Raw genomic sequence first — 19,921 nt, 5'->3', positions numbered from 1 at the left:
CCATAATGGCCGCCATGGCGGGAATATGGGCACTGGGGTTCACCGCCCTACTGCTGCTCGCGCCGGCGTCGGCGGCACACAGCGGTTCCGAGTGGGCCGTTCTGGCCGTCGCGGGGCTGTCGTTCGCGGGCGCGGTGCTCACCTTCCGCCGTCCCCCGCCGTCCGCGCGGTTCCTGCCGACGGCGCTGGCCGGGCTGCTCGCGGTGGCCGCGGTCGCGGCCAACGCCGCCTACGAGGCGACGGAGTGGCGGACGCTGTTCTCCCTGCTCGCGGTGGCCGTGGGCGTCGTCGCGCCCCTCCGCGTGGCGCCCTGGCTCGTCGCCGCGACGGCCGTGCTGTCCGCGGCCGTGGTGCTGGCCCGGGGCGGCTCCTTCGACTCCGCCCTGTGGGGCACCGCGCTGACCACCACGCTCGCGGGGATCACGGCGTACGGGTTCCGCCGGATGGGCCAGATCATCGGGGAGCTCGCCCACACCCGGGAGCAGCTGGCGGCCGCCGCCGTCTCGGCCGAGCGGCTGCGCTTCTCCCGGGACCTGCACGACCTGCTCGGGCACACGCTCTCGATGGTGGTCGTGAAGGCCGAGGCGGTGCGCCGGCTGGCCCCGCGCGACGTCGCGGCGGCCGTGCGGCACGCTGAGGACATCGAGGCGATCGGGCGGCAGGCGCTGACGGAGGTGCGCGAGGCGGTCACGGGCTACCGGGACGCGAGCCTCACGTACGAGCTGGACACCGCCCGGGCGGCGCTCGCCGCGGCCGGCATCGACTGCGAGGTGCGGGAGTCGGGGCCCGCGCTGCCCCGGGAGGCCGACGTGCTGCTGAGCTGGGTCGTCCGGGAGGGGGTCACGAACGTCGTGCGGCACTCCGGCGCGCGGCGCTGCGTCATCACGCTCCGCCGCGACCGTGACCCGGTGCTGGTGGAGGTCAGCGACGACGGCGCCGCCACCGGCACGGGCGGGGAGGTCCGGGAGGTCCGGGAGGTCCGGGAGGTCCGGGAGGTCCGGGAGGTCCGGGAGGAGGACGGCAGCGGCCTGCGCGGGCTGCGCGAGCGCCTGGCCGCCGCGGGCGGGCGGCTGCGGGCCACCCGGCTGCCCCGGGGGTTCGTCCTCTCCGCCGAGATCCCGCGCCTCGGCGGGGACCAGGGCCCGTGACGGAACCCACGAATCCGCCTGTGACCCCGCCCGTGACCCGGGTGCTGATCGCCGAGGACCAGGCGATGATGCGCGACGCGCTCGCCGTCCTGCTCGACCTGGAGGACGACTTCGAGGTGGTCGCGCAGGTCGCGAGCGGAGACGAGATCCTGCCCGCGGCGCTGCGGACGGAGCCCGGCGTGGCCCTGCTCGACATCGAGATGCCGGGCGGCGGCGGGCTCGACGCGACCGCCGGGCTGCGGGCGGCGCTGCCCTCGTGCGCCGTGGTCATCGTGACCACGTTCGGCCGGCCCGGCTACCTGCGCCGGGCGCTGGACGCGGGCGCCCGCGGCTTCGTGGTGAAGGACCGGCCCGTCGGCGAGCTGGCCCAGGCCATCCGGCGGGTGCTGGCGGGCGAGGTCGTGGTCGACCCCGCCCTGGCCGCCGCCGCCCTCAGCGCGGGGCCGAGCCCGCTGACGCCGCGCGAGCGGGAGGTGCTCGTCGCGGCGGCCGACGGCTCGACGGCCGCCGACATCTCCCGCCGCCTCCACCTGTCGGAGAGCACCGTACGCAACCACCTGTCGTCGTGCATCGCCAAGACCGGCACCCGCAACCGCATGGAGGCCGTCCGGGCCGCCCGCCACAGCGGCTGGCTCTGACCGTCTGGACCACTGTTGCCGGGGGGTGGGCCGCGGCGTAGCGTTGACGTCCGCCGCACGTGAAAGACGCACTTGTACGCACCTGACGCGACGTACCTGGCACGTGGAGGTTGGCATGAGCACTCCCGGCACGACGTCCGGCACCACATCCGGCACCACCGTCGTCGACCTGTTCGACCCGGAGCTGGCGAGCGACCCGTTCGGGGGCTACTCGCGGCTGCGGGAGCAGGCCCCGATGACGCGCGGTTCCTTCCCCGGCCTGAGCTCCCCGATCTGGATCGTCATGCGGTACGAGGACGTGAAGACGGTGCTGAGCGACCGCCGGTTCGTCAACAACCCGGCCAACGTGCCGGGCGCGGACGTGCAGAACATCCGCGAGGATCTCATCGAGGCCCGCGGCATCCCCCGCGAGTACGCACCGTACGTGCTCGACTCCGTCCTCGACGCCGACGGCGACGACCACCTGCGACTGCGCAGGCTGGTCTCCCGCGCCTTCACCGCGCGCCGGGTGGCGGACCTGCGCCCCCGGGTGGAGGCGATCACCGAGGACCTGCTCGACCGGCTCCCCGGGCACGCCGAGGACGGCGTCGTGGATCTGATCGAGCACTTCGCCTATCCCCTGCCGATCACCGTCATCTGCGAGCTGGTCGGCATCCCGGAGGAGGACCGCCCGCGGTGGCGGGAGTGGGGCAGGGGCCTCTTCTCACTCGAACCGGGAGCGGTGAGCGAGCCGCTGCGGGCCATGGTGGACTACATCCACGACCTCGTCGGCCGCCGTCGCGCCGATCCCACCGGCGACCTGCTCACCGGCCTGATCCGGGCCCACGACGAGGACGGCGACCGCCTGTCGGACACCGAACTGGTCACGATGGTCCTCACGCTCGTCCTCGCCGGGCACGAGACCACCGCCCATCTGATCGGCAACGGGACCGCCGCCCTGCTGACCCACCCCGGCCAGCTCGCCGCGCTGCGGGACGATCCCGGGCTGCTGCCGCGCGCCGTACACGAGCTCATGCGCTGGTGCGGGCCCGTGCAGGGCACCCGCATCAGGTACGCCGCCGAGGACGTGCCGATCGGCGACCTGACCGTGCGGCGGGGCGAACCGGTGATGGCGGTCCTGGTGTCGGCCAACTACGACCCCCGCCGCTTCGACGACCCCGAACGGCTCGACATCGCGCGGGAGTCCGACGGCCACAAGGAGGTCCACGTCGGCTTCGGCCACGGCCTGCACTACTGTCTGGGCGCCGCGCTGGCCCGGCAGGAGGGCGAGGTGGCCTTTGGCGCCCTCCTGCGCCGCCATCCCCGCCTCGCGCTCGCGGTCGCGCCGGAGGACCTCGGCCGCCAGTTCCTGCCGTTCTCCTGGCGCCTCACCCGCCTCCCCGTACGCCTGGGCTAGGACGCGCGGGACGCGGATCAGCCCTGGCCGGCGATGAGCGGCTCCAGGGTCAGGCCCTCGTGCTCGCGCTGGATCGACCGCATGCGCCACTGGTCGGTGAACACCGCGAGCAGGGCCTGGTCCCGGCCGCGCATGAGCACCTCCGCGCCGCGCTGGCGGCGCAGCACCTCGGCCGACTCGGCGTCGGTGCGGCGGGCCAGGGTGTACTCCAGCCGGTCCAGCACGATCTCCGCGCCGAACTCGGCGGCCAGGCGGTGCTGCACGACCTCGAACTGCATGGGCCCGACCGCCGCCAGCACGGGCGCCTGGTCGCCCCGCAGGTCGGAGCGCAGCACCTGGATCACGCCCTCGCCGTCGAGCTGGTCGATGCCGCGGCGGAACTGCTTGGCCTTGGCGGTGCTCCGGGAGCGGGCCACGGCGAAGTGCTCGGGGGCGAAGCTCGGGATCGGCGGGAACTCCACGGCCGCGCCCTCGTAGAGGGTGTCGCCGGGGCGCAGGGCGGTCGCGTTCACCAGCCCGACGACGTCCCCGGGGAAGGCCTCGTCGATGGTGGCGCGCTCCTGGCCGAACACCGACTGGGCGTACTTCGTGGCGAACGGCCGTCCGGTCGCGGCGTGGGTGAGCACCATCCCGCGCTCGAAGCGGCCGGAGCAGACCCGGACGAACGCGATGCGGTCCCGGTGGGCCGGGTCCATGTTGGCCTGCACCTTGAACACCAGGCCCGCGAACGGAGCGTCCAGCGGCCGGGCCGCGCCCTCGACGTCCGCCCGGGGCGCCGGCGCGGGCGCGAGGTCGACCAGCAGGTCCAGCAGCCGGGCCACGCCGAAGTTGGACAACGCCGCGCCGAACAGCACCGGCGTCGCCTCGTGCGCCTCGAACGCCTTCTGGTCGTGCTCGGCGCCGATGGCGGCGAGCAGGTCGCTCTCCTCCCGCGCCCTGGTCCAGTCGGCCCCGAGATCGGCCTCCGCCTCCCCCGGCGTCAACGTCGTCTCCAGCGCCTTGGTGGCGCCGCCCGGGGTGCGGGTGTAGCGGACGGCGCGGCCGTCGATCCGGTCGACCACCCCGTGGAAGTTCCCGGCGGCGCCGATGGGCCAGGTCACCGGGGTGGGCCGCAGGCCGGTCCGCTCCTCGATCTCGTCGAGCAGTTCCAGCGGCTCGTGGCCCGGCCGGTCCCACTTGTTGACGAACGTGATGACCGGGATGCGGCGGTGGCGGCAGACCTCGAACAGCTTCATGGTCTGCGGCTCCATGCCCTTGGCCGCGTCGAGCAACATCACCGCGCAGTCGACCGCGGCCAGCACGCGGTAGGTGTCCTCGGAGAAGTCGGCGTGGCCGGGGGTGTCGACGAGGTTGAACACGTGGCCGCGGTAGTCGAAGCGGAGCGCCGCCGAGGTGATGGAGATGCCGCGGGCGCGCTCCATCTCCATCCAGTCGGACGTCACGCCCCGCCGCCCGGCCTTGCCGTGCACCGCACCGGCCTGGGTGATCGCCGAGGCGTGCAGGGCGAGCGCCTCGGTCATCGTGGACTTTCCGGCGTCCGGGTGGCTGATCACAGCGAACGTCCGGCGCCGCGCCGCCTCACCCGTCACGGCGCTCATCGCCGCGTCTCCGGCGTACGGGCGAGGGTCGTCGTGGTGTGATCGTGCGATCGAGGCATCCGGGCTCCCAACTGCGGTGAACACCGTAGGTTACCGCGTCCGCGGGCACCTCCCACCCCATGACGTCAGACGGCGGGCTCCCGGTGGGCGGAGGCGACGACGAAGGACTCCAGCCGGTGCAGCAGGGTCTCCATCTCGCCCTCGGACAGGCGGGTGGTGTCGGCGTTCACCTCCACGCCGAGCGTGCCCTTGTGGCGCATCAAAGCCACGCAGAAGTCGCAGCTGCGCTGATCGGTGCCGGGAAGCCACTCCAGCTCGGACTCCTCGTCCGCGCGGCCGGCGGTGCCCTGATCCTCGCCGGGGCGCAGGTCGTTGAAGCAGCACGACGGGAACACCGAGACGCCCCGGTCGGCGCCGAGCCGGTCGATCATGGCCTGCATGGCCGGTGTGTCGTAGCGGGCCCGCCGGTAGGACGCGAGAACCGCCGGATACGCGCTCACGACCGTCTCGGCGAGGCCTCCGCCCGGGCCCAGGGTGAACAGCCCGAGCTGGTTGAGGCTGGTGACCAGGTCCCGGGTCCGGTCGTCGAAGCGGTTGTGCACGATCGGGGTGATCGCGGACACCTCGTGCCCGGTCAGTTCTCGCAGCAGCATGGCGACCGCCACCAGCAGGACGGTGGCGGTGCTGACCCGCGCCTGGCGGGCGAGCACGTACGCGGCGTGGTTCAGCCGGGGCGACGTCAGCACGGCCCGCGCGAACCTCGGCGTCGAGGCGGGCCGCGCCGCCTCCGGGAACATGGCGGACGGCACGGTCCGAAGCAGCGCCTCCCACTGCGCGATCGCGCGGTCCGAACGGGCGGGCGCCGCCCGCTCCTCCCGCACCAGGTCGAGCAGCTGCGACGACGGCGGGCGCGCGATCGCGCCGCGGAGCAGCAGCGTCCGCAGGTCGTTCACCACGACGCCGGCCGCGTGCCAGTCCGCGACGACATGGCTGATCACGAGGGCCACGTGCGTGACGGCGCCGTCGCGGACCACGAACCCGGCGCGCAGCGGCCGCTCGCCGTCCCCGAAGGACCGTGCGGCCAGCCGGGCGACCAGGGCCGCCGCCACGTCAGCCGCCTCGTCGCGGGCCGCCTCGGTCAGTTCCACCGGCAGCGTCCCGGCCGCGGCCACCTCCTGGTACGGGCCGCCCGCGCCGAGCCGCACCAGGGACCGCAGGGCGTCGTGCCGGCCCGTCACCTCGGCCAGGGCGGCGGCCACGGCCTCGGGAGGGCGCGGGCCGCCCGCGCGCGGGACGGCGAGGACCCTGGGCACGTTGAAGTAGTGCGCGCTGTCCGGCCCGACCTGCTGGACGGCTCCCCAGATAGCCCGCTGTCCCCAGGCGAGCTCCGCTGTACCGGAACGGCTGGCGGCGAAGCCGACCTCAAGCCGCATAGCTCTCCTTCGACGCGGGTGGCCGTGGTGCTATGAAGGCTAGGATGCGCCTCCGACCGGGTCAAGATCCGCCCGCGCGGTCAGATGAGGTTGTCCTCCACGGGCAGGCCGAACTCTCCCCTGCCGTACATCGCGAGGGCGCGCTCGACGTCGTTGGCCACATGGACGCCACCGGCGTGGGCGTCGCGCCAGGCCCGCTCGACGGGGTTGCCGCGGCGCAGGGAGTTGCCCCCCGCCGTCTTGAACAGGACGTCGATGGCCTCCAGCGCCCGCTCGGTGGCGCGGACCTGGTCCCGGCGCACCCGCAGCCGCAGCTCGGGCGGGATCGCCTCGCCCCGCACCGCGTGCTCGTAGACCTCCCGCATGTTGCGGTCGGTCTGCAGGGCCGCCGCGTCGATCTCCGAGGCCGCCCGGGCGACGGCGACCTGCGCGAACTGGTCGTCGGCGAACCGGCCGCCGCCGCCCAGGCTGAGCCGTACGCGGTCGCGCATGGCCGACACGTACGACCGGTAACAACCGGACGCCATCCCGATGATCGGCGCGGTGATCGTGGTGGTGAACACGGAGCCGAACGGGATCCGGTACAGCGGGCCGGTGTTCACCTGCTGACCCGGCCCGCGCAGCCGGGCCAGGTCGTGGTTGCGCACCACCCGGTGCGCGGGCACGAAGGCGTCCTCGGCGACGATGTCGTCGCTGGCCGTGCCGCGCAGCCCGATGACGTCCCAGACGTCGTCGATCGCGTAGTCGGAGCGGGGCACCAGCACGGTGACGACGTCCGCCGGCCGGCCCGCGGCGCCCATCACGAGACCGCCGAGCAGAGCCCACGACGCGTGCCCGCAGCCCGAGGAGAACCGCCACCGGCCGGACAGGCGGTATCCCCCCTCGGCCGGGACGAGCCGCCCGACCGGCGCGTACGACGAGCAGACCAGCACGCCGGGGTCGCTCCCCCAGACCTCGCCCTGGGCGGCCTCCTCGAACAGGGCGAGCTGCCAGGGGTGCACGCCGAGGACGGACACGAGCCAGCCGGTCGACCCGCACACCGCCGAGATCTCCCGCACCACCTCGTAGAAGCGCACCGGGTCGCTCTCCGCGCCGCCGTACCTCTTGGGCTGCAGCATCCGGAAGACCCCGGCCCGGGACAGCTCGCCGATCGACTCCGCGGGGACCCGCCGTTCCTCGTCGACGGCGCGGGCGCGGGCGGCGATCTCCGGCAGCAGCGCGCGTACCTCGTCCAGGACCTCGTTGCTCATGGGGGAATCCTTCGTCTCTCGGTCAGATGCCCAGCCGGGCCGCGACGCCGTCGAGCACGCAGTCGAGCCCCAGCTCGAACTGCCACTCGCCGTCGTCCTTGCGGACGCCCTCGCGGATGTAGCGCTCGAAGGCGGGATAGCGGCCCGACTCCAGCAGCCACCTCAGGTGCGAGGAGTAGAGGCCGCGCAGTTCGTCCGCCCGGGTGACGCCCTCGCGGCGCATGAGCTCGGCCAGTCCGACGGCGACCGCCACCGTCCCGTTGACGTAGGCGCTCACCGTGCCGACCACGGCCATGCGGCCGTCGGCGTCCAGACCGAGGTCCTCCAGCGAGGCGAGCAGCCGGTCGGCCCGCGCGACGAGGTGCGGCGTGAGCTGGCCCGACCTGGCCGTCGTCCGGACCATCCAGGGGTGCCGCAGCACGGCGCGCCGCAGGCCGCAGGCCGCCTCGCGCAGCGTCGTGCGCCAGTCCGCCGCGGGCTCCACCTGCGCCTCCTCCGCGATGACGGCGTCCAGCATCAGCTCGATCACGTCGTCCTTGCCGCGCACGTACCGGTAGAGCCCCATGGTCGCCACGCCGAGCCGATCGGCCAGGTGGCGCATCGAGACGGCGTTGAGTCCCTCGGCGTCCGCGATCTCCACCGCCGCGGCGGCGATCTGGGCGTGGGTCAGCGCCGCGCGGGGCGGCCGGGCGGGGCGTTCCATCCGCTGCCAGATGGATTCGACGGCGTCGCCCGCGACCTCGTCCGCGCTCTTCCCGGCCATCGCCACACTCCTCACCCTCGGTGCGGGTACATCGTACCTGTGCTTGTACGTCGTACGCAGTTGCGCGTACGGTGTACTCGCTGCGTACGACGTACTCACTCACGGAGGAACCATGCCCGGCGACGACCGGCTCGGAATCGCGTTGATCATCGGCAGCGTCCGGGACGGGCGGGTGGCGCCCCTCGTCGCGAACTGGTTCGCCGCCCAGGCCGAACGGCGCGGCGACCTCGCCCTCGACGTGATCGACCTCGCCGAGACCCGGCTCCCCGACGGGTTGCGCGGGCATTTCGGCGGCGACCGGCCCGAGGAGGTCACGGCGCTGCGGCCGCGGGTGGACGAGGCGGACGCCTTCGTCGTCGTGACCCCGGAGTACAACCGGAGCTTCCCCGCGGCCCTCAAGCTGATGATCGACAGCTATCACCGGGAGTGGGCGGGCGCCTGACCCCGCCTCCCCGGCACTCCCCTCAGCCCGTCGCCGGGCGGGCCCGTCCCGGCGGATCTCGTCGGGACGGGCGGGGCCGGGACGGCGTCAGCGGGCCTCGTGGCGCCGCTGACAGACGATGCAGTAGCGGGCCAGGGGCCGGATCTTCAACCGGCCGAACGGGATGGCCGCCGCGCAGTCGGCGCACCGGCCGTAGTGTCCCTCCTCCATCCGCTCCAGCGTCCGGCGCACCTCGGTGACCGCCCGCTCGGTGGCGGCGACGTCGGCGAGCAGGGCGAGCCGGGCCGTGTCCTGCTCGCCGCTGTCGACCGCGGCCCGCAGGTCGCGCAACTGCACCTCCCGCCACTGGAGCTGCTCCTCCAGCTCGGTGCGGATCAGCCGTGTCTGCGGCTCACTGATGGCGGTGAAATCGTCACCGGCGGTCGTCGTCTCATTGGTGGTCATCGTCTCATTGGTGGTCATAGTCGAGGTCCTTCGTTTCGTCGGCGGGGAGGAGGGCGGCGCGGCGCGCGACCGCCGGCAGCAGGCAGGCCAGGCCTCTGACGGTCGCCTGCGCGGGATCGACGGCGGGGGTGACGGTGATCCGCAGCCCGGCGCAGAGCGCGCGGGCCAGCTCCGGATCACGGGCGCCGCCGCCAGTGATCAGCAGGCCGCGCCCCCGCGCGATGCCCCGCAGGTGGGCGGGAACGCGCGCGAGGAGGTCGGCGACCATGGCGACGATGCGTTCCCGTACGTACGGCGGGAACCGCGGACCGTCCGGCAGGTCGCGGGCCCGGTCTTCGGCCTGGTTGTGGGCACGATCGTGGGAGCGGTCGTGGGCACGGTCATGGGCACGGTCCTCCGTGCCCATCTGGACGGCCCCCGCGTCGGCGATCCGGCCGCCGCGGATGACGACGGCCTCGGCGATCCCCGCACCGGCGTCGAGGAGCAGCCGGGGCCTCGGATCGCCGATGTCGACGCCGCAGCCGACCGCGGCGGCGAGCGGCTCCTCGATGATCGTGACCGGGCAACGGGCGGCGTTGCCGACCGCCGCGTACGCCGCGCGCCGGTCCAGCCGTGAGGCCGCCACCGGCACGCCGAGCAGGACGCGTTCCAGCGGCTCCTGCCCGGCGACCTCGCTCAGCGCGGCGCTGACCAGCCGCGCGCAGCCGGGCATGTCGGCGACCATCCCATGCCGCACCGGCCAGTGGCGCGGCGCGGCCGGAGCGCCGACCGCGGAGGGCCGCTCCCGGATCACCGGACTGCCGGACAGCAGCAGGCGGGTCCGCGCGGTGCCGAGGTCGAGGGCCAGGGCGGTCCCTCCGGCCGCTCCCCCGCCCGTCCCGCCACCGATACGGGTCGTGCCGTGCCCGGCCGTCATGCCGGTTGTGCCGGTCATGCCGACATCCGGCTCTCACCGGCGCAGGCGGCGCACAGTTGCACGTGCGGCGCCAGGCGGAGCCGGTCGAGCGGCAGGAACGCCTCGCACTCCGTGCACGTGCCGTAGAGGCCGAGGTCCATCCGTTCGATCGCCGCCTCGATCGCGGCGACGTCGCGGCTCGCCCGCCGTACGGCTTCGGCGGACGGGCGGACCCGCGTGACGGTCGGCGTCACCTCGTGTGGTTCACCCGCCAGGGCCAGCTCGGCCCGGGCGGCGTGCAGCCGCTCGTCGAGCAGCATGCGCAGCTCGGAGAGCTGCGCGTCGTACTGCCGGCACTCCTCCATGAGAGAGCCCGGCGACCTGATCTCCGCCATGATCGGCATCACTCCAGGTATGGGAAAGGTGGGTGGGACGCGACGCCCCCGCACCGGCGCGAGACGGGTGCGCGAGCGGCGGCCAGGGCTGACGGCCGGATCGGAGCGCGGCGAGCGGCCGCAGCCCGGGCCGCCCACTTACGCGGAACAGACGCGGAACGGACGCGGAACGGACGCGGAACGGACGCGGAACGGACGCGGAACAGACGCGGAACAGACGCGGAACAGACGCGGAACAGACGCGAGGTGGAGCGGCGGGCCCGGACGAGCACGCCCCCCGATCCGCCACACCGCCCCGCCACACCGCTCGAAGAGGCGGCGGCCTGGCGGGACGAGCGGGAGTGCACCTGACGCAAGCGGGATGCCCGACTACGCCACGTGCCCTGTCCCCGATCAGCAGACGGTGTCGCGGATCGCAGCCGGCGGTCACCCGGCGCGCGGACCGGCCCGCACCACTGGACGGGCCAGACGGCCGGGACGGCTCGGCGACGAGACCGGGTCGGGCCGGGACGAGGACGCGGCTCGGCGTGCTCCGGGGTTCTAGACCAGCGGTGGGCTACGTGATCCGACCGTGCGATGCCCGGTTTGCTGCGGGCTGAGGATGACGTCCTCGTCATGCCGGACGAGCGCCGGGGCGGGCGCCGGAGCCGCCACCGCGGCCACAGTGCTCCGCAGCCGCGACGACAGCGGCATGTGCTCTGAGCCGGCGCCCGCGGGCAGGGTGGCGGACTGGGGCGACCACGCCCCGGGCGTCCACACTTCGGCGGCGGTCTCGGGCGCGCGCTGCGCGGGATCGCCGCCGTACCAGGCGGGCGTGGAGGCGACCAGGGCGAGCCCGAGCATCAGCAGGCCCACCACCCACGTGAGGGCGGTGGACCCGCACATGTCACGTCGTGAGGTCGCCATGAGACCGACCATAGCCCACCTTCTCGAAACGGTCATCTACGTTTTCTGTTGCCCGTTTCTCCTCTTATTTCCACCCATTTCTGAAGATCGCTGCATTTTTCGCTCCAGTCCGGAATTACTGGACTCGGCGGGTCCGGGCCGGAGCGGCTACGGTGACCTGAGACCGGGCCGTCACGGGAGGGAGGGATCGTGCGAAGCAGGCCGACCGCCGCGCTGCTGTTCCTGCTGCACGCGATCTTCCTGACCAGTTGCTTCCTGACCAGTTGCTTCCTGACCAGTGGCTTCCTGACCACGGGTTTCCTGACCACCGGCGGCTCGCCCGCCGCGGCGGCGGCCACGGGCGCGCAGGGCGCCGCAGCGATCAACGGGCGACCGGCGGTCACGACGGGCATCGCACATCAGGCGGCCCGCGCCTGGTCCTCGGCGGCCGGCGACGCCCGCCTCCCGGCAACCCGCACCACGACCACAGCACCTACGGCAGCGCGCCCCATGATCGCCCGCCCCGCGAGGGCGGAGAACACGAGCGCACGAGACACGGCGGCGCGGCACCCGGCAACACGGCACTGGGAGTCGCCGAGCGCGGGCCGGCCCGCGCAGAGCGACCAGCCCCGGGTCCACGCGGGCGCCGGCGGCCCCGGCGCCACCGCCGGGCCCGCCCTGCCGCCCGCCTCCGCGTCGCCGCGCGGCGGCGCCCGGGTCACCCGCGCCGGGCCGCGGCACGACGATTCTCCCGCCCAGCGCCCGCGCCGCACGACGGCCGCGCGGGCTCCCCCCTCCACGGCGTACTGAGCCCCTTTTCTTCCTCGTACCCGCCTGTGGAGGCACGATGTCACGTGCGCCTTTGTGGCGCGCGGTGGCGGCGCTCGCCGTCATCGCCACCTCACTGCTGATCGCCCTCACCATGGCCCCGCGCCTCGGTCTCGACCTGCGCGGCGGCACCCAGCTCGTCTTCGAGACGAAGGACTCCCCCACGGTCAGGGCGGACGCCGACGCCACCGACCGTGCCCTCGACGTGCTCCGGCGCCGGGCGGACGCCCTCGGAGTCGTCGATCCCACCCTGGTCCGCTCCGGCGAGAAGCGGATCATCGTGGAACTGCCCGGCGTGCTCGACCCGCGCGAGGCCGCCGAGGTCATCGGCAAGACCGCACAGCTCAACTTCCATCCGGTGCTCGGCCCGGCCGACGACGGCGACAAGGACGGCGACAAGGACGCGATCGCCGATGAGAGCGGCCAGAAGCTCAAGCTCGGCCCGGTCGCCCTCAGCGGTGCCGGCGTCACCGACGCCGCCGCCGGCACCGACCCCCAGCTCGGGCCCGGCTGGTTCGTGACGATCGACTTCCGGGAACCGGGCCCCTGGCGGGAGCTGACCGGCAAAGCGGCCTGCGAACCGGCCGGCGATCCCAGGCGCAGGGTCGCCATCGTGCTCGACGACAAGATCATCTCCTCACCCCAGGTGAACGAGACGGTGGCCTGCGGGGCGGGCATCTCCGGCGGCACCACCCAGATCACCGGGTCGTTCTCCGCCGAGGAGGCGCAGAACCTCGCCGTGCTCGTCAAGGGCGGTTCGCTCCCGGTGCCCCTGGAGCTGGTCGAGCAGCGTACGGTCGGCCCGACCCTCGGCGCCGACGCGATCGCGGCGAGCGCCAAGGCGGGCGTCGCCGGGGTGATCCTCACCGCGGTGTTCATCGGCCTCGTCTACCGCCTGGTGGGCCTGCTGGCCGCGGTCGCGCTGGCCTGCTACGGCCTGATCTCGTACGCGGGGCTGTTGGCGATGGGCGCCACGCTCACGCTGCCCGGCCTGGCCGGGTTCGTCCTGGCGATCGGCATGGCGGTGGACGCCAACGTGCTGGTCTTCGAACGGGCCAGGGAGGAGTACGGCGCGGCGCCCCGCCGGGGCCTCAGGGCGGCCCTCGACCGAGGGTTCAAGAACGCCTGGAGCGCGATCGCCGACTCCAACATCACCACCCTGCTCGCCGCCGGGCTGCTGTTCTGGCTGGCCTCGGGACCGGTGAAGGGCTTCGGCGTGACGCTGGCCATCGGCGTGCTCGCCTCGCTGGTCTCGGCCATGCTGATCACCCGGGTGCTCGCCTCGGCCCTGATCGGCAGGGTCGGCCCGGGGGTCTCGGGCCTCGGCTCGATCGGCCGGGTCAGGACCTGGCTGACCCGGCGCGATCCCGACCTGATGCGGGCGGGACGGCGCTGGCTCGCCGTCGCGGCCGGACTGCTCGTGCTGGTGGGCGCGGGGCTGGTCACCCGCGGCCTGAACTACGGCGTCGAGTTCACCGGCGGGCGGATCGTGGAGTTCGCCACGAGCAGGCCGGTCGACGTCGCCGCGGCACGGCAGGCGGTGGCGGACGCCGGCTTCCCCACCGCCGTGGTGCAGCGGTCGGACGACGCGATCTCCGTACGGACCGGGCAGATCACCGCCGACGACGTCGTCCGCGTCGAGGAGGCCCTGGACCGGAGCGTCGGGGAGGTCGTCAAGCAGCGCGACGAGCTCGTCGGGCCGAGCCTGGGCGCGGAACTGCGCCGCAACGCGCTCATCGCGCTCGGCGTCGCGCTCGCGGCCCAGCTCGCCTACCTGGCGTTCCGGTTCCGGTGGACGTTCGGCGCCGCCGCCGTGGCGGCGCTGTTCGTGGACGCGGCCGTCGTCGTCGGCGCGTTCGCCTGGCTGGGCAAGCCGATCGACGGCGTCTTCCTGGCCGCGATGCTGACGATCATCGGATACTCGGTCAACGACAAGGTCGTGCTCTTCGACCGGGTCCGCGAGCTCTGGCCGATGTCGCGGAAGACGCCCTTCGGGCGGGTGGTGAACACGGCGATCCTGCAGACCGTGCCGCGTACGGTCAACACGGGACTCGGCGCGTTGTTCATCCTGGCGGCGCTGGCGGTGTTCGGGGGCGACTCGCTGCGCGACTTCGCGATCGCCCTGCTGATCGGCATCGTCGTGGGCACGCTGTCGTCGTCGTTCGTGGCGGGGCCGGCCGCGATCGAGCTGGAGCGGCGCGCCGGTCAGCCGCCGCCCCTGCCCGCCGCACCCCGTCGCCGGCCCGTGGCGCGCGACGGATCCGGCGCGGTGGTCTGAATCTGAAGGGGCCTGAATCCGAAGGGGTCTGAATCCGAAGGGGCCTGAATCCGAAGGGGTCTGAATCCGAAGTGGTCTGAGCGGGCCCTTCCCGGGGCGGGTGGCGCCCGCCCCGGGAACGGGCCTCAGGGACGGCCGAGGGCGCGCAGCTCGACCGGGCTGAGCGAGGAGACATTCTGGTCGATCGGTGAGTCGGTGTACTGGTGGATCGCCCAGGTCTTCCAGTCGGCCGGCGGGCTGATGTCGCCCGGGTTCCGGCTGTAGTGGGCCACCCACAGCGGATAGTCGCCCAGGCCCTGGCCGTACTTGTCGGCGAAGTTCCAGCCGCTGTAGAACATCGGCCTGACGCCGGTCTTGGCGGTCACGTACTCCAGCCACTTCCTGGCCCAGGCGTTGACGCGCGGCACCGACTGGCCGTCGGTGGTCTCCAGGTCGAGCACGAGGATGTCGCCCGGCTTGCCCGGCTGCGCGTTCACCACCCGGAGGAAGTGGTCGGCCTCGGCGATCGGGTCGTTGGCGGGATGGCCGTAGTGGTAGACACCGCGGACGATCCCCTTCTTGTCCAGCTCGCGCCAGTGCCGGGGGAAGGACGAGTCGACCCAGTCCGTTCCTTCGGTGGCCTTGATGAAGCCGAACTGCGCCCGGCTGTTGATCCAGTCGTGGTCGGCCTCATAGCCGGAGACGTCCTGGCCGTACGTGTGCGGGTTCGCGTAGGCGGGAGCGGGCGCGGCCGCGGTGGCGGCGAGCGTGGCGGCGGTGATGGTGGCCGTGCCGGCCGAGACCGCGAGTGTCGCCGCGGCGAGGGCGGCGCGCAGGCGGCGGGAGGGCCGCCCGGCGAGAGAGAACCTGAGGGTGGGCATGACGCGGGTTGAGCTCCTTGCTTCCATGCCGCCTACCGGGTTAGCTGACGGGTTCGGGCAGGAAGTGCCCTACGAGCGCATCTGGGGGGCTGCGCGGCGATTCACCCCGAAAAGTGGGTCCCCGGCTCCGCGGAACGCGGACTCGGCGGCCGCACGCCCTGGTGAGCGCACGGTCCGGGCAACGACACGGCAAGGGAGGCGACACGGAGGTCACCGGCACGCATGCCGTGACACCCAAAGGTACATACAGCTCAACAATGGTGTAAACCTGACAAAACATGTTTTTACCTGGGCGGACTCGTCGCACGGGCGGCCCGCTGGACGGGATCCCGTGCGAAGCGGCGCCGAGGAGGTTTGTAAGTTCGTGACTGACCTGAGCGCTGAGTCACGCGAGAGGTGGACCCATGACCGCAGCTTCCGCCGGCCCCGACCTCGGCGACCCCGGCTCCGGCGACGTGCCGCCGCCGTCGCCCGCGGAGTTCCGGCGCGCGCTCGGCACGTTCGCGACCGGCGTGACCGTGGTCACGGGTCTGGACGACGGAGAGCCGGTGGGGTTCGCCTGCCAGTCGTTCGCGTCGGTGTCCCTCGATCCGCCGCTCGTGCTCTTCTGCGCCGACCACAGGGGCCGCGCCTGGCCGCGGATCAGGAGGTCCGGCCGCTTCTGCGTCAACGTCCTCGGCGAGGAGCAGGTCGACGTGTGCGCCAGGTTCGGATCGAGCAACGGCGACAAGTTCGCCGGGCTCGCCTGGGACCTGTCCCACCGGGGCACGCCCGCCCTGCGTGACGTGCTGCTGCGCGTCCACGGCGAGGTGCGGGAGGTGCACGTGGCCGGAGATCACGACGTGGTGATCGGCCTGGTCCGCGAACTCGAACCCGTCCACCCGGAGCAGCGGCCGATGCTGTTCTTCCGCGGCAGGTTCGGCGTGTACCACGACGACCCCGCCACGGCGCTCGGCCCCAACCTGTGGGGCTGGGGCGACCACTGGGGGTGAGACGGCGGCGCGGGGACGACGCGAGGACGACGCGGGGTGCGGGGCGGTGACCTGCCGGTGACTTGACAGCCTGCCCGCTCCGCGAGATCGGTGAACAGGCGGCGAATCGGGGGCCTGATGCGGGAAGGGCGGGTGCGGCTCGGCGGAGCGCTGGACACGGCCCTGGACACGGCCGGGATCCTGTTCGCCGCGATCTTCTTCTGCCTGTCCCTCACGCCGTCGCTGCTGCCCCGCTCCTGGCCGCTGCAGGGGATCATCGCGGGGGTGCTGACCGCGACCGGATACCTCGCCGGGGTGACCGCAGGCGCCCTGGCCCGCCGGAGCGCCGCCACGGCCGCCCGGTGGTGTCCCGGGACCCGGCGCGAGAAATGGCGCGAGGGACGGCGCGAGGGACGTTGCGAGGGACGTTGCGAGAAATGGCGCGAGAAATGGCGCCGTACGGGACGGCGGCGGGTGCGCCGCCTGGTCGCGACGTTCGGCTGCGGGCTGGGCGCCGCGTCGCTGGTCCTCGGCGTACGCGCCCAGCGGGCCATCTACCCGCTGATGGGGCTGCGCCCGCCGGAACGGCTCGGCTATCTCGGCGTGCCGTTCGTCGCGGCGGCGGTCTTCCTGCTCCTGCTGGCCGCCGCCCGCGCGCTGCGCGTCGCGGCCCGGGCGCTCGGAGGCGTGCTCGGGCGATGGATCCCCGCCGCGGCGGCGCGGCTGGCCGCGGGGCTCGGCGTGGGCGTGCTGGCCGTCCTGCTGACCGACGGGATCCTCACGGAGGCCCTGCTCAGAGGGGCCGACAACAGCTTCGCGGCGATCAACAGCGAGACCGCCCCCGGCACCTCGCCGCCCCGGTCCGCCGCCGTCTCGGGCGGCCCCTCCTCTCTGGTCTCCTTCGCGTCGCTCGGCCTGGAGGGCCGGGCGTTCGTCGCCGGCGCCCCCGCCGTCGGGGAGCTGAGCGGTTTCACCGGGCGGCCCGCGCTCCCGCCGGTCCGGGTCTACGCGGGGCTCGACTCGGCGGCGACCGCCCGCGAGCGGGCCGCCCTCGCCGTACGGGAACTGGACCGGACCGGCGCGTTCCACCGGGCGGTGCTGTGCGTGATCACGACGACCGGCACGGGCTGGGTGGATCCCCAGGCGGCCGCCGCGCTGGAGTTCATGTACGGCGGGGACTCCGCGCTCGTCTCGATGCAGTACTCCTACCTGCCGAGCTGGCTGTCGTTCCTGGTGGACCGCGAGCGCGTCACGGCGGCGGGGCGCGAGCTGTTCGGCCAGGTGTACGCCCGGTGGTCGCGGCTGCCCGCCGGTCACCGGCCCCGGCTGCTGGTGTTCGGGGAGAGCCTGGGAGCGTTCGGCGCGGAGTCGGCCTTCCGCGACGACCGCGACCTGCGCGAGCGCACCGACGGCGCGCTGTTCGTCGGGCCGCCCGACAGCAGCCCGCTGTGGCGGCGGTTCGTGGACGGCCGCGCCCCGGGCAGCCGGGAGGTGCTGCCCGTCTACCGGGACGGCGAGACCGTGCGCTTCGCCAACGGGCCCGCCGATCTGGCCGCGCCCGCCTCCGCCTGGGCCGGGTCACGGGTGGTCTACCTCCAGCATCCCTCCGATCCGATCGTGTGGTGGACCCCGCGGCTGGTCCTCGGCCGCCCGGACTGGCTGGAGGAACGGCGCGGCGACGACGTGCTGCCCTGGATCCACTGGTATCCGTTCGTCACGTTCTGGCAGGTCACCGCGGATCTGGTGTTCTCCCTCGACGCGCCGCCCGGCCACGGCCACGACTACGACGGCGAGGTGGCCAACGCCTGGGCGCGGATCGCGCCGCCGGACGGCTGGGACGCCGCCCGGACCACCGCCCTGACCGCGCTCCTGGCGCGGCGCGGAGGCGGCTCGGACCGGACAGGCTCAGCCGGGCAGTGAGCCGATCTCGCAACGGGTCACCAGTTGGCCGGCAGGCCCGGCGTCGTGGCGGGCAGCCGGTGGCCCGGCGGGTGGATGACGTACACGATCCCGCCACTGCCGGTGCTGCGCAGCCAGACGTTCTCGAAGTTCGCCCGGGGGTAGACCCGCCGCACCGCGGCGTCGTCCCGCGAGGCGGGGTCGTTGGCGATCACGTCGCCCGTGGCGGTGAAGCCGATGATCACCATGAGGTGGCCGTTCGTGCTGTATCCCGCGCCGGGCAGTTCCTCCGCCTTGAACGACTGGGAGGTGACGACCGGGACGCCCGCCCTGATCAGCCGCTCCAGCTCGGTCAGTGAGCGCAGCCGGGTGACGAACCCCTCCATGCCGTAACGCCCGGCGTAGGCGGTGTTGAACGGCCAGTTGCCCGCGCCCTCGTACGCGTAGTCGTAGGTGTGGCGGGCGGCGTAGTCGACCTCGGGGGCCGGATCGGCGGGGTCCACCCAGGAGGTGTCCCGCGCGCTCGGCCACCTGCCCCATTGACGCGCTCCCCGGGCTGAAGGCCGGGGATTCAGCCCGTGCCGCGTCATGCGGCACCTCTGTGGCTTCCTGCTTCATCGGGCTGTGCCACCGCGAGCGGCGGTCTTACCGGCCCTCGACAGGCGTTTAGCCTGTCCGCCCGTCCGGCGGCCAGGATGTTACGTGCGGCGTTGACGTCCCGATCGTGGACCGCCCCGCAGGGGCAGGTCCACTCCCGGACGGAAAGCGGCATCGTGGCGGTGACAGTCCCGCACGCGGAGCACAGCTTCGAACTGGGGAACCACCGGTTGATCCGGTGGAAGACACGCCCGTACAGGGCGGCCTTGTACTCCAGCATGCCGACGAACGCCGACCAGCCCGCGTCGTGCACGCTCTTGGCCAGCCTCGTGCGCGCCAGTCCCTTCACGGCCAGGTCTTCCACGATCACCGTTTGATTCTCACGAATGATCTTTGTGGATTCCTGGTGGTGGAACTCGCGGCGCGCGTCGGCGACCTTCGCATGCCGGCGGGCAACCTTCTGCCGGGCTTTGGCCCGGTTGTTCGACCCCTTGGTCGTGCGGGACAGCGCCCGCTGGAGCCGCTTGAGTTTCTTCTCGGCCCGGCGCAGGAAACGCGGGGCGTCGATCTTCTGCCCGTTGGACAGGACGGCGAAGGCGGTCAGTCCGAGGTCGATCCCGGTCTCCGGCTCTACCGGAGGCAGGGGTTGTCCGGCGACCTCGACCACGAACGAGGCGAAGTACCGCCCGGCCGCGTCCTTGACCACCGTCACCGATGAGGGTTCGGCGGGCAGGGTGCGGGACCAGCGGACCGGAACGTCTCCGATCTTCGGTAGGCGAAGCTTCCCGCCCGCGGTGATGGCGAAGCGGGCGTTGCGGGTGAAGCGGATCGCCTGCCGGTTGTCCCTCTTGGACCGGAACCGGGGCGGGGCGACCTTCGGCCCCTTCCGCTTGCCGGTGATCGAGTCCAGGAAGTTCCGGTACGCCTTGTTCAGGTCGGCGAGCGCCTGCTGTAACACCACGGCGGAGACCTCGCCCAGCCAGGAACGCTTCGGGGTCTTCTTCGCGTCGGTGATGACCCGCGTGGACAACTCGCCATCGGAGATGTACGGCAGCCCGGCGGCCTGGGCGTCCTGCCGTGCGCGCAGCCCGTCGTTGAACACGACCCGCGCGCACCCGAACGCCCGGGCCAGCGCTTGACGCTGGCCCGGTGTCGGGTGGAGGCGGTAGTTGTACCTGAGCTGCACACTATGATTTTACCG

19 protein-coding genes and 1 riboswitch are annotated in these 19,921 nt (G+C 73.4%); of the genes, 8 read left to right on the top strand and 11 right to left on the bottom strand.

The annotated features are described in order from the left end of the window. The first annotated feature begins 14 nt into the window (after positions 1-14). The 3 genes from OG344_RS24440 (at position 15) to OG344_RS24430 (ending at position 3,182) form a co-directional block, all read left to right on the top strand. The gene (locus OG344_RS24440; protein ID WP_405085081.1) at positions 15-1,148 is read left to right on the top strand and encodes a sensor histidine kinase; all 1,134 of its coding nucleotides are present in this window, start codon (positions 15-17) and stop codon (positions 1,146-1,148) included. Positions 1,149-1,180: 32 nt separating this feature from the next. Next, positions 1,181-1,786: a response regulator transcription factor gene (locus OG344_RS24435; protein WP_310738139.1), complete on the top strand. Its 606-nt coding sequence runs from the start codon at positions 1,181-1,183 to the stop codon at positions 1,784-1,786. Positions 1,787-1,901: 115 nt separating this feature from the next. After that, positions 1,902-3,182, top strand: coding sequence for a cytochrome P450 (locus OG344_RS24430; protein WP_405085080.1), 1,281 nt, complete (start codon positions 1,902-1,904; stop codon positions 3,180-3,182). 17 nt (positions 3,183-3,199) lie between these two features. Here the strand turns inward: OG344_RS24430 and OG344_RS24425 are convergent, their stop codons facing one another. The 4 genes from OG344_RS24425 to OG344_RS24410 form a co-directional block, all read right to left on the bottom strand. Beyond that, the gene (locus OG344_RS24425; RefSeq protein ID WP_327045614.1) at positions 3,200-4,780 is read right to left on the bottom strand and encodes a peptide chain release factor 3; all 1,581 of its coding nucleotides are present in this window, start codon (positions 4,778-4,780) and stop codon (positions 3,200-3,202) included. 125 nt (positions 4,781-4,905) lie between these two features. Beyond that, positions 4,906-6,213: a condensation domain-containing protein gene (locus OG344_RS24420; RefSeq protein WP_405085079.1), complete on the bottom strand. Its 1,308-nt coding sequence runs from the start codon at positions 6,211-6,213 to the stop codon at positions 4,906-4,908. A gap of 80 nt (positions 6,214-6,293) precedes the next feature. After that, positions 6,294-7,463, bottom strand: a complete 1,170-nt coding sequence (gene hsaA, locus OG344_RS24415) for a 3-hydroxy-9,10-secoandrosta-1,3,5(10)-triene-9,17-dione monooxygenase oxygenase subunit (RefSeq protein ID WP_405085078.1) — start codon at positions 7,461-7,463, stop codon at positions 6,294-6,296. A gap of 22 nt (positions 7,464-7,485) precedes the next feature. Then, positions 7,486-8,226, bottom strand: coding sequence for a TetR/AcrR family transcriptional regulator C-terminal domain-containing protein (locus OG344_RS24410; RefSeq protein ID WP_405085077.1), 741 nt, complete (start codon positions 8,224-8,226; stop codon positions 7,486-7,488). Positions 8,227-8,338: 112 nt separating this feature from the next. On the opposite strand from OG344_RS24410, the gene OG344_RS24405 reads away from it, so the two are divergent. After that, positions 8,339-8,668 (top strand): NADPH-dependent FMN reductase, encoded by a 330-nt coding sequence (locus OG344_RS24405; protein ID WP_405085076.1) that lies wholly within the window; start codon positions 8,339-8,341, stop codon positions 8,666-8,668. An 87-nt stretch (positions 8,669-8,755) separates the two neighbouring features. Here the strand turns inward: OG344_RS24405 and OG344_RS24400 are convergent, their stop codons facing one another. The 4 genes from OG344_RS24400 to OG344_RS24385 all read right to left on the bottom strand — a co-directional run bounded on the left by OG344_RS24400 (position 8,756) and on the right by OG344_RS24385 (position 11,308). Continuing rightward, on the bottom strand, positions 8,756-9,130 hold the full coding sequence (locus tag OG344_RS24400) for a TraR/DksA family transcriptional regulator (RefSeq protein WP_405085075.1): 375 nt from the start codon (positions 9,128-9,130) through the stop codon (positions 8,756-8,758). After that, the gene (locus OG344_RS24395) at positions 9,117-10,046 is read right to left on the bottom strand and encodes a rod shape-determining protein (protein WP_405085074.1); all 930 of its coding nucleotides are present in this window, start codon (positions 10,044-10,046) and stop codon (positions 9,117-9,119) included. The genes OG344_RS24400 and OG344_RS24395 overlap by 14 nt, the downstream gene beginning before the upstream one ends. After that, on the bottom strand, positions 10,043-10,402 hold the full coding sequence (locus OG344_RS24390) for a TraR/DksA family transcriptional regulator (RefSeq protein WP_405085073.1): 360 nt from the start codon (positions 10,400-10,402) through the stop codon (positions 10,043-10,045). The genes OG344_RS24395 and OG344_RS24390 overlap by 4 nt, the downstream gene beginning before the upstream one ends. Positions 10,403-10,942: 540 nt before the next feature. Then, positions 10,943-11,308, bottom strand: coding sequence for a hypothetical protein (locus OG344_RS24385; protein ID WP_405085072.1), 366 nt, complete (start codon positions 11,306-11,308; stop codon positions 10,943-10,945). Between the two features lie 189 nt (positions 11,309-11,497). Here OG344_RS24385 and OG344_RS24380 point away from each other — a divergent pair, with 189 nt between their 5' ends. Together OG344_RS24380 and secD are read left to right on the top strand one after the other, a co-directional pair. Then, a complete protein-coding gene (locus OG344_RS24380; RefSeq protein WP_405085071.1) occupies positions 11,498-12,097 on the top strand; it encodes a hypothetical protein in 600 nt (199 codons plus the stop codon). A 37-nt stretch (positions 12,098-12,134) separates the two neighbouring features. Then, the gene (secD, locus tag OG344_RS24375; RefSeq protein ID WP_405085070.1) at positions 12,135-14,393 is read left to right on the top strand and encodes a protein translocase subunit SecD; all 2,259 of its coding nucleotides are present in this window, start codon (positions 12,135-12,137) and stop codon (positions 14,391-14,393) included. 125 nt (positions 14,394-14,518) lie between these two features. Here secD and OG344_RS24370 read toward each other — a convergent pair whose 3' ends face one another. Next, positions 14,519-15,253: a glycoside hydrolase family 25 protein gene (locus tag OG344_RS24370; protein WP_405085069.1), complete on the bottom strand. Its 735-nt coding sequence runs from the start codon at positions 15,251-15,253 to the stop codon at positions 14,519-14,521. Between the two features lie 14 nt (positions 15,254-15,267). Then, positions 15,268-15,411: riboswitch (cyclic di-AMP (ydaO/yuaA leader) on the bottom strand. A gap of 246 nt (positions 15,412-15,657) precedes the next feature. On the opposite strand from OG344_RS24370, the gene OG344_RS24365 reads away from it, so the two are divergent. Both OG344_RS24365 and OG344_RS24360 read left to right on the top strand, forming a co-directional pair. Then, on the top strand, positions 15,658-16,245 hold the full coding sequence (locus OG344_RS24365; protein WP_405085068.1) for a flavin reductase family protein: 588 nt from the start codon (positions 15,658-15,660) through the stop codon (positions 16,243-16,245). 117 nt (positions 16,246-16,362) lie between these two features. Beyond that, complete coding sequence (locus OG344_RS24360) at positions 16,363-18,144, top strand: alpha/beta hydrolase (RefSeq protein WP_405085067.1); 1,782 nt, start codon at positions 16,363-16,365, stop codon at positions 18,142-18,144. 17 nt (positions 18,145-18,161) lie between these two features. Here OG344_RS24360 and OG344_RS24355 read toward each other — a convergent pair whose 3' ends face one another. Beyond that, positions 18,162-18,713 (bottom strand): C39 family peptidase, encoded by a 552-nt coding sequence (locus OG344_RS24355; RefSeq protein ID WP_405085066.1) that lies wholly within the window; start codon positions 18,711-18,713, stop codon positions 18,162-18,164. Then, positions 18,710-19,906, bottom strand: coding sequence for an RNA-guided endonuclease InsQ/TnpB family protein (locus tag OG344_RS24350; RefSeq protein ID WP_405085065.1), 1,197 nt, complete (start codon positions 19,904-19,906; stop codon positions 18,710-18,712). Before OG344_RS24350 ends, OG344_RS24355 begins: the two co-directional genes overlap by 4 nt. Positions 19,907-19,921: the final 15 nt, after the last annotated feature.

It is taken from the genome of Microbispora sp. NBC_01389, assembly GCF_045040095.1.
GTDB lineage: Bacteria > Actinomycetota > Actinomycetes > Streptosporangiales > Streptosporangiaceae > Microbispora.
Note: the sequence above shows the minus strand (reverse complement) of the source record. Positions and strands in the feature narration are given on the sequence as shown.

Bases quoted from the DNA above. Each gene is read 5' to 3' on its own strand.
- OG344_RS24405 (WP_405085076.1), top strand. From the start codon at position 8,339: ATGCCCGGCGACGACCGGCTCGGAATCGCGTTGATCATCGGCAGCGTC.
- OG344_RS24365 (WP_405085068.1), top strand. From the start codon at position 15,658: ATGACCGCAGCTTCCGCCGGCCCCGACCTCGGCGACCCCGGCTCCGGC.
- OG344_RS24440 (WP_405085081.1), top strand. From the start codon at position 15: ATGGCGGGAATATGGGCACTGGGGTTCACCGCCCTACTGCTGCTCGCG.
- OG344_RS24360 (WP_405085067.1), top strand. From the start codon at position 16,363: ATGCGGGAAGGGCGGGTGCGGCTCGGCGGAGCGCTGGACACGGCCCTG.
- OG344_RS24410 (WP_405085077.1), bottom strand. From the start codon at position 8,226: ATGGCCGGGAAGAGCGCGGACGAGGTCGCGGGCGACGCCGTCGAATCC.
- OG344_RS24430 (WP_405085080.1), top strand. From the start codon at position 1,902: ATGAGCACTCCCGGCACGACGTCCGGCACCACATCCGGCACCACCGTC.
- OG344_RS24395 (WP_405085074.1), bottom strand. From the start codon at position 10,046: ATGACCGGCACAACCGGCATGACGGCCGGGCACGGCACGACCCGTATC.
- OG344_RS24355 (WP_405085066.1), bottom strand. From the start codon at position 18,713: ATGACGCGGCACGGGCTGAATCCCCGGCCTTCAGCCCGGGGAGCGCGT.
- OG344_RS24420 (WP_405085079.1), bottom strand. From the start codon at position 6,213: ATGCGGCTTGAGGTCGGCTTCGCCGCCAGCCGTTCCGGTACAGCGGAG.
- OG344_RS24390 (WP_405085073.1), bottom strand. From the start codon at position 10,402: ATGGCGGAGATCAGGTCGCCGGGCTCTCTCATGGAGGAGTGCCGGCAG.
- hsaA (WP_405085078.1), bottom strand. From the start codon at position 7,463: ATGAGCAACGAGGTCCTGGACGAGGTACGCGCGCTGCTGCCGGAGATC.
- OG344_RS24400 (WP_405085075.1), bottom strand. From the start codon at position 9,130: ATGACCACCAATGAGACGATGACCACCAATGAGACGACGACCGCCGGT.
- OG344_RS24425 (WP_327045614.1), bottom strand. From the start codon at position 4,780: ATGAGCGCCGTGACGGGTGAGGCGGCGCGGCGCCGGACGTTCGCTGTG.
- secD (WP_405085070.1), top strand. From the start codon at position 12,135: ATGTCACGTGCGCCTTTGTGGCGCGCGGTGGCGGCGCTCGCCGTCATC.
- OG344_RS24370 (WP_405085069.1), bottom strand. From the start codon at position 15,253: ATGCCCACCCTCAGGTTCTCTCTCGCCGGGCGGCCCTCCCGCCGCCTG.
- OG344_RS24385 (WP_405085072.1), bottom strand. From the start codon at position 11,308: ATGGCGACCTCACGACGTGACATGTGCGGGTCCACCGCCCTCACGTGG.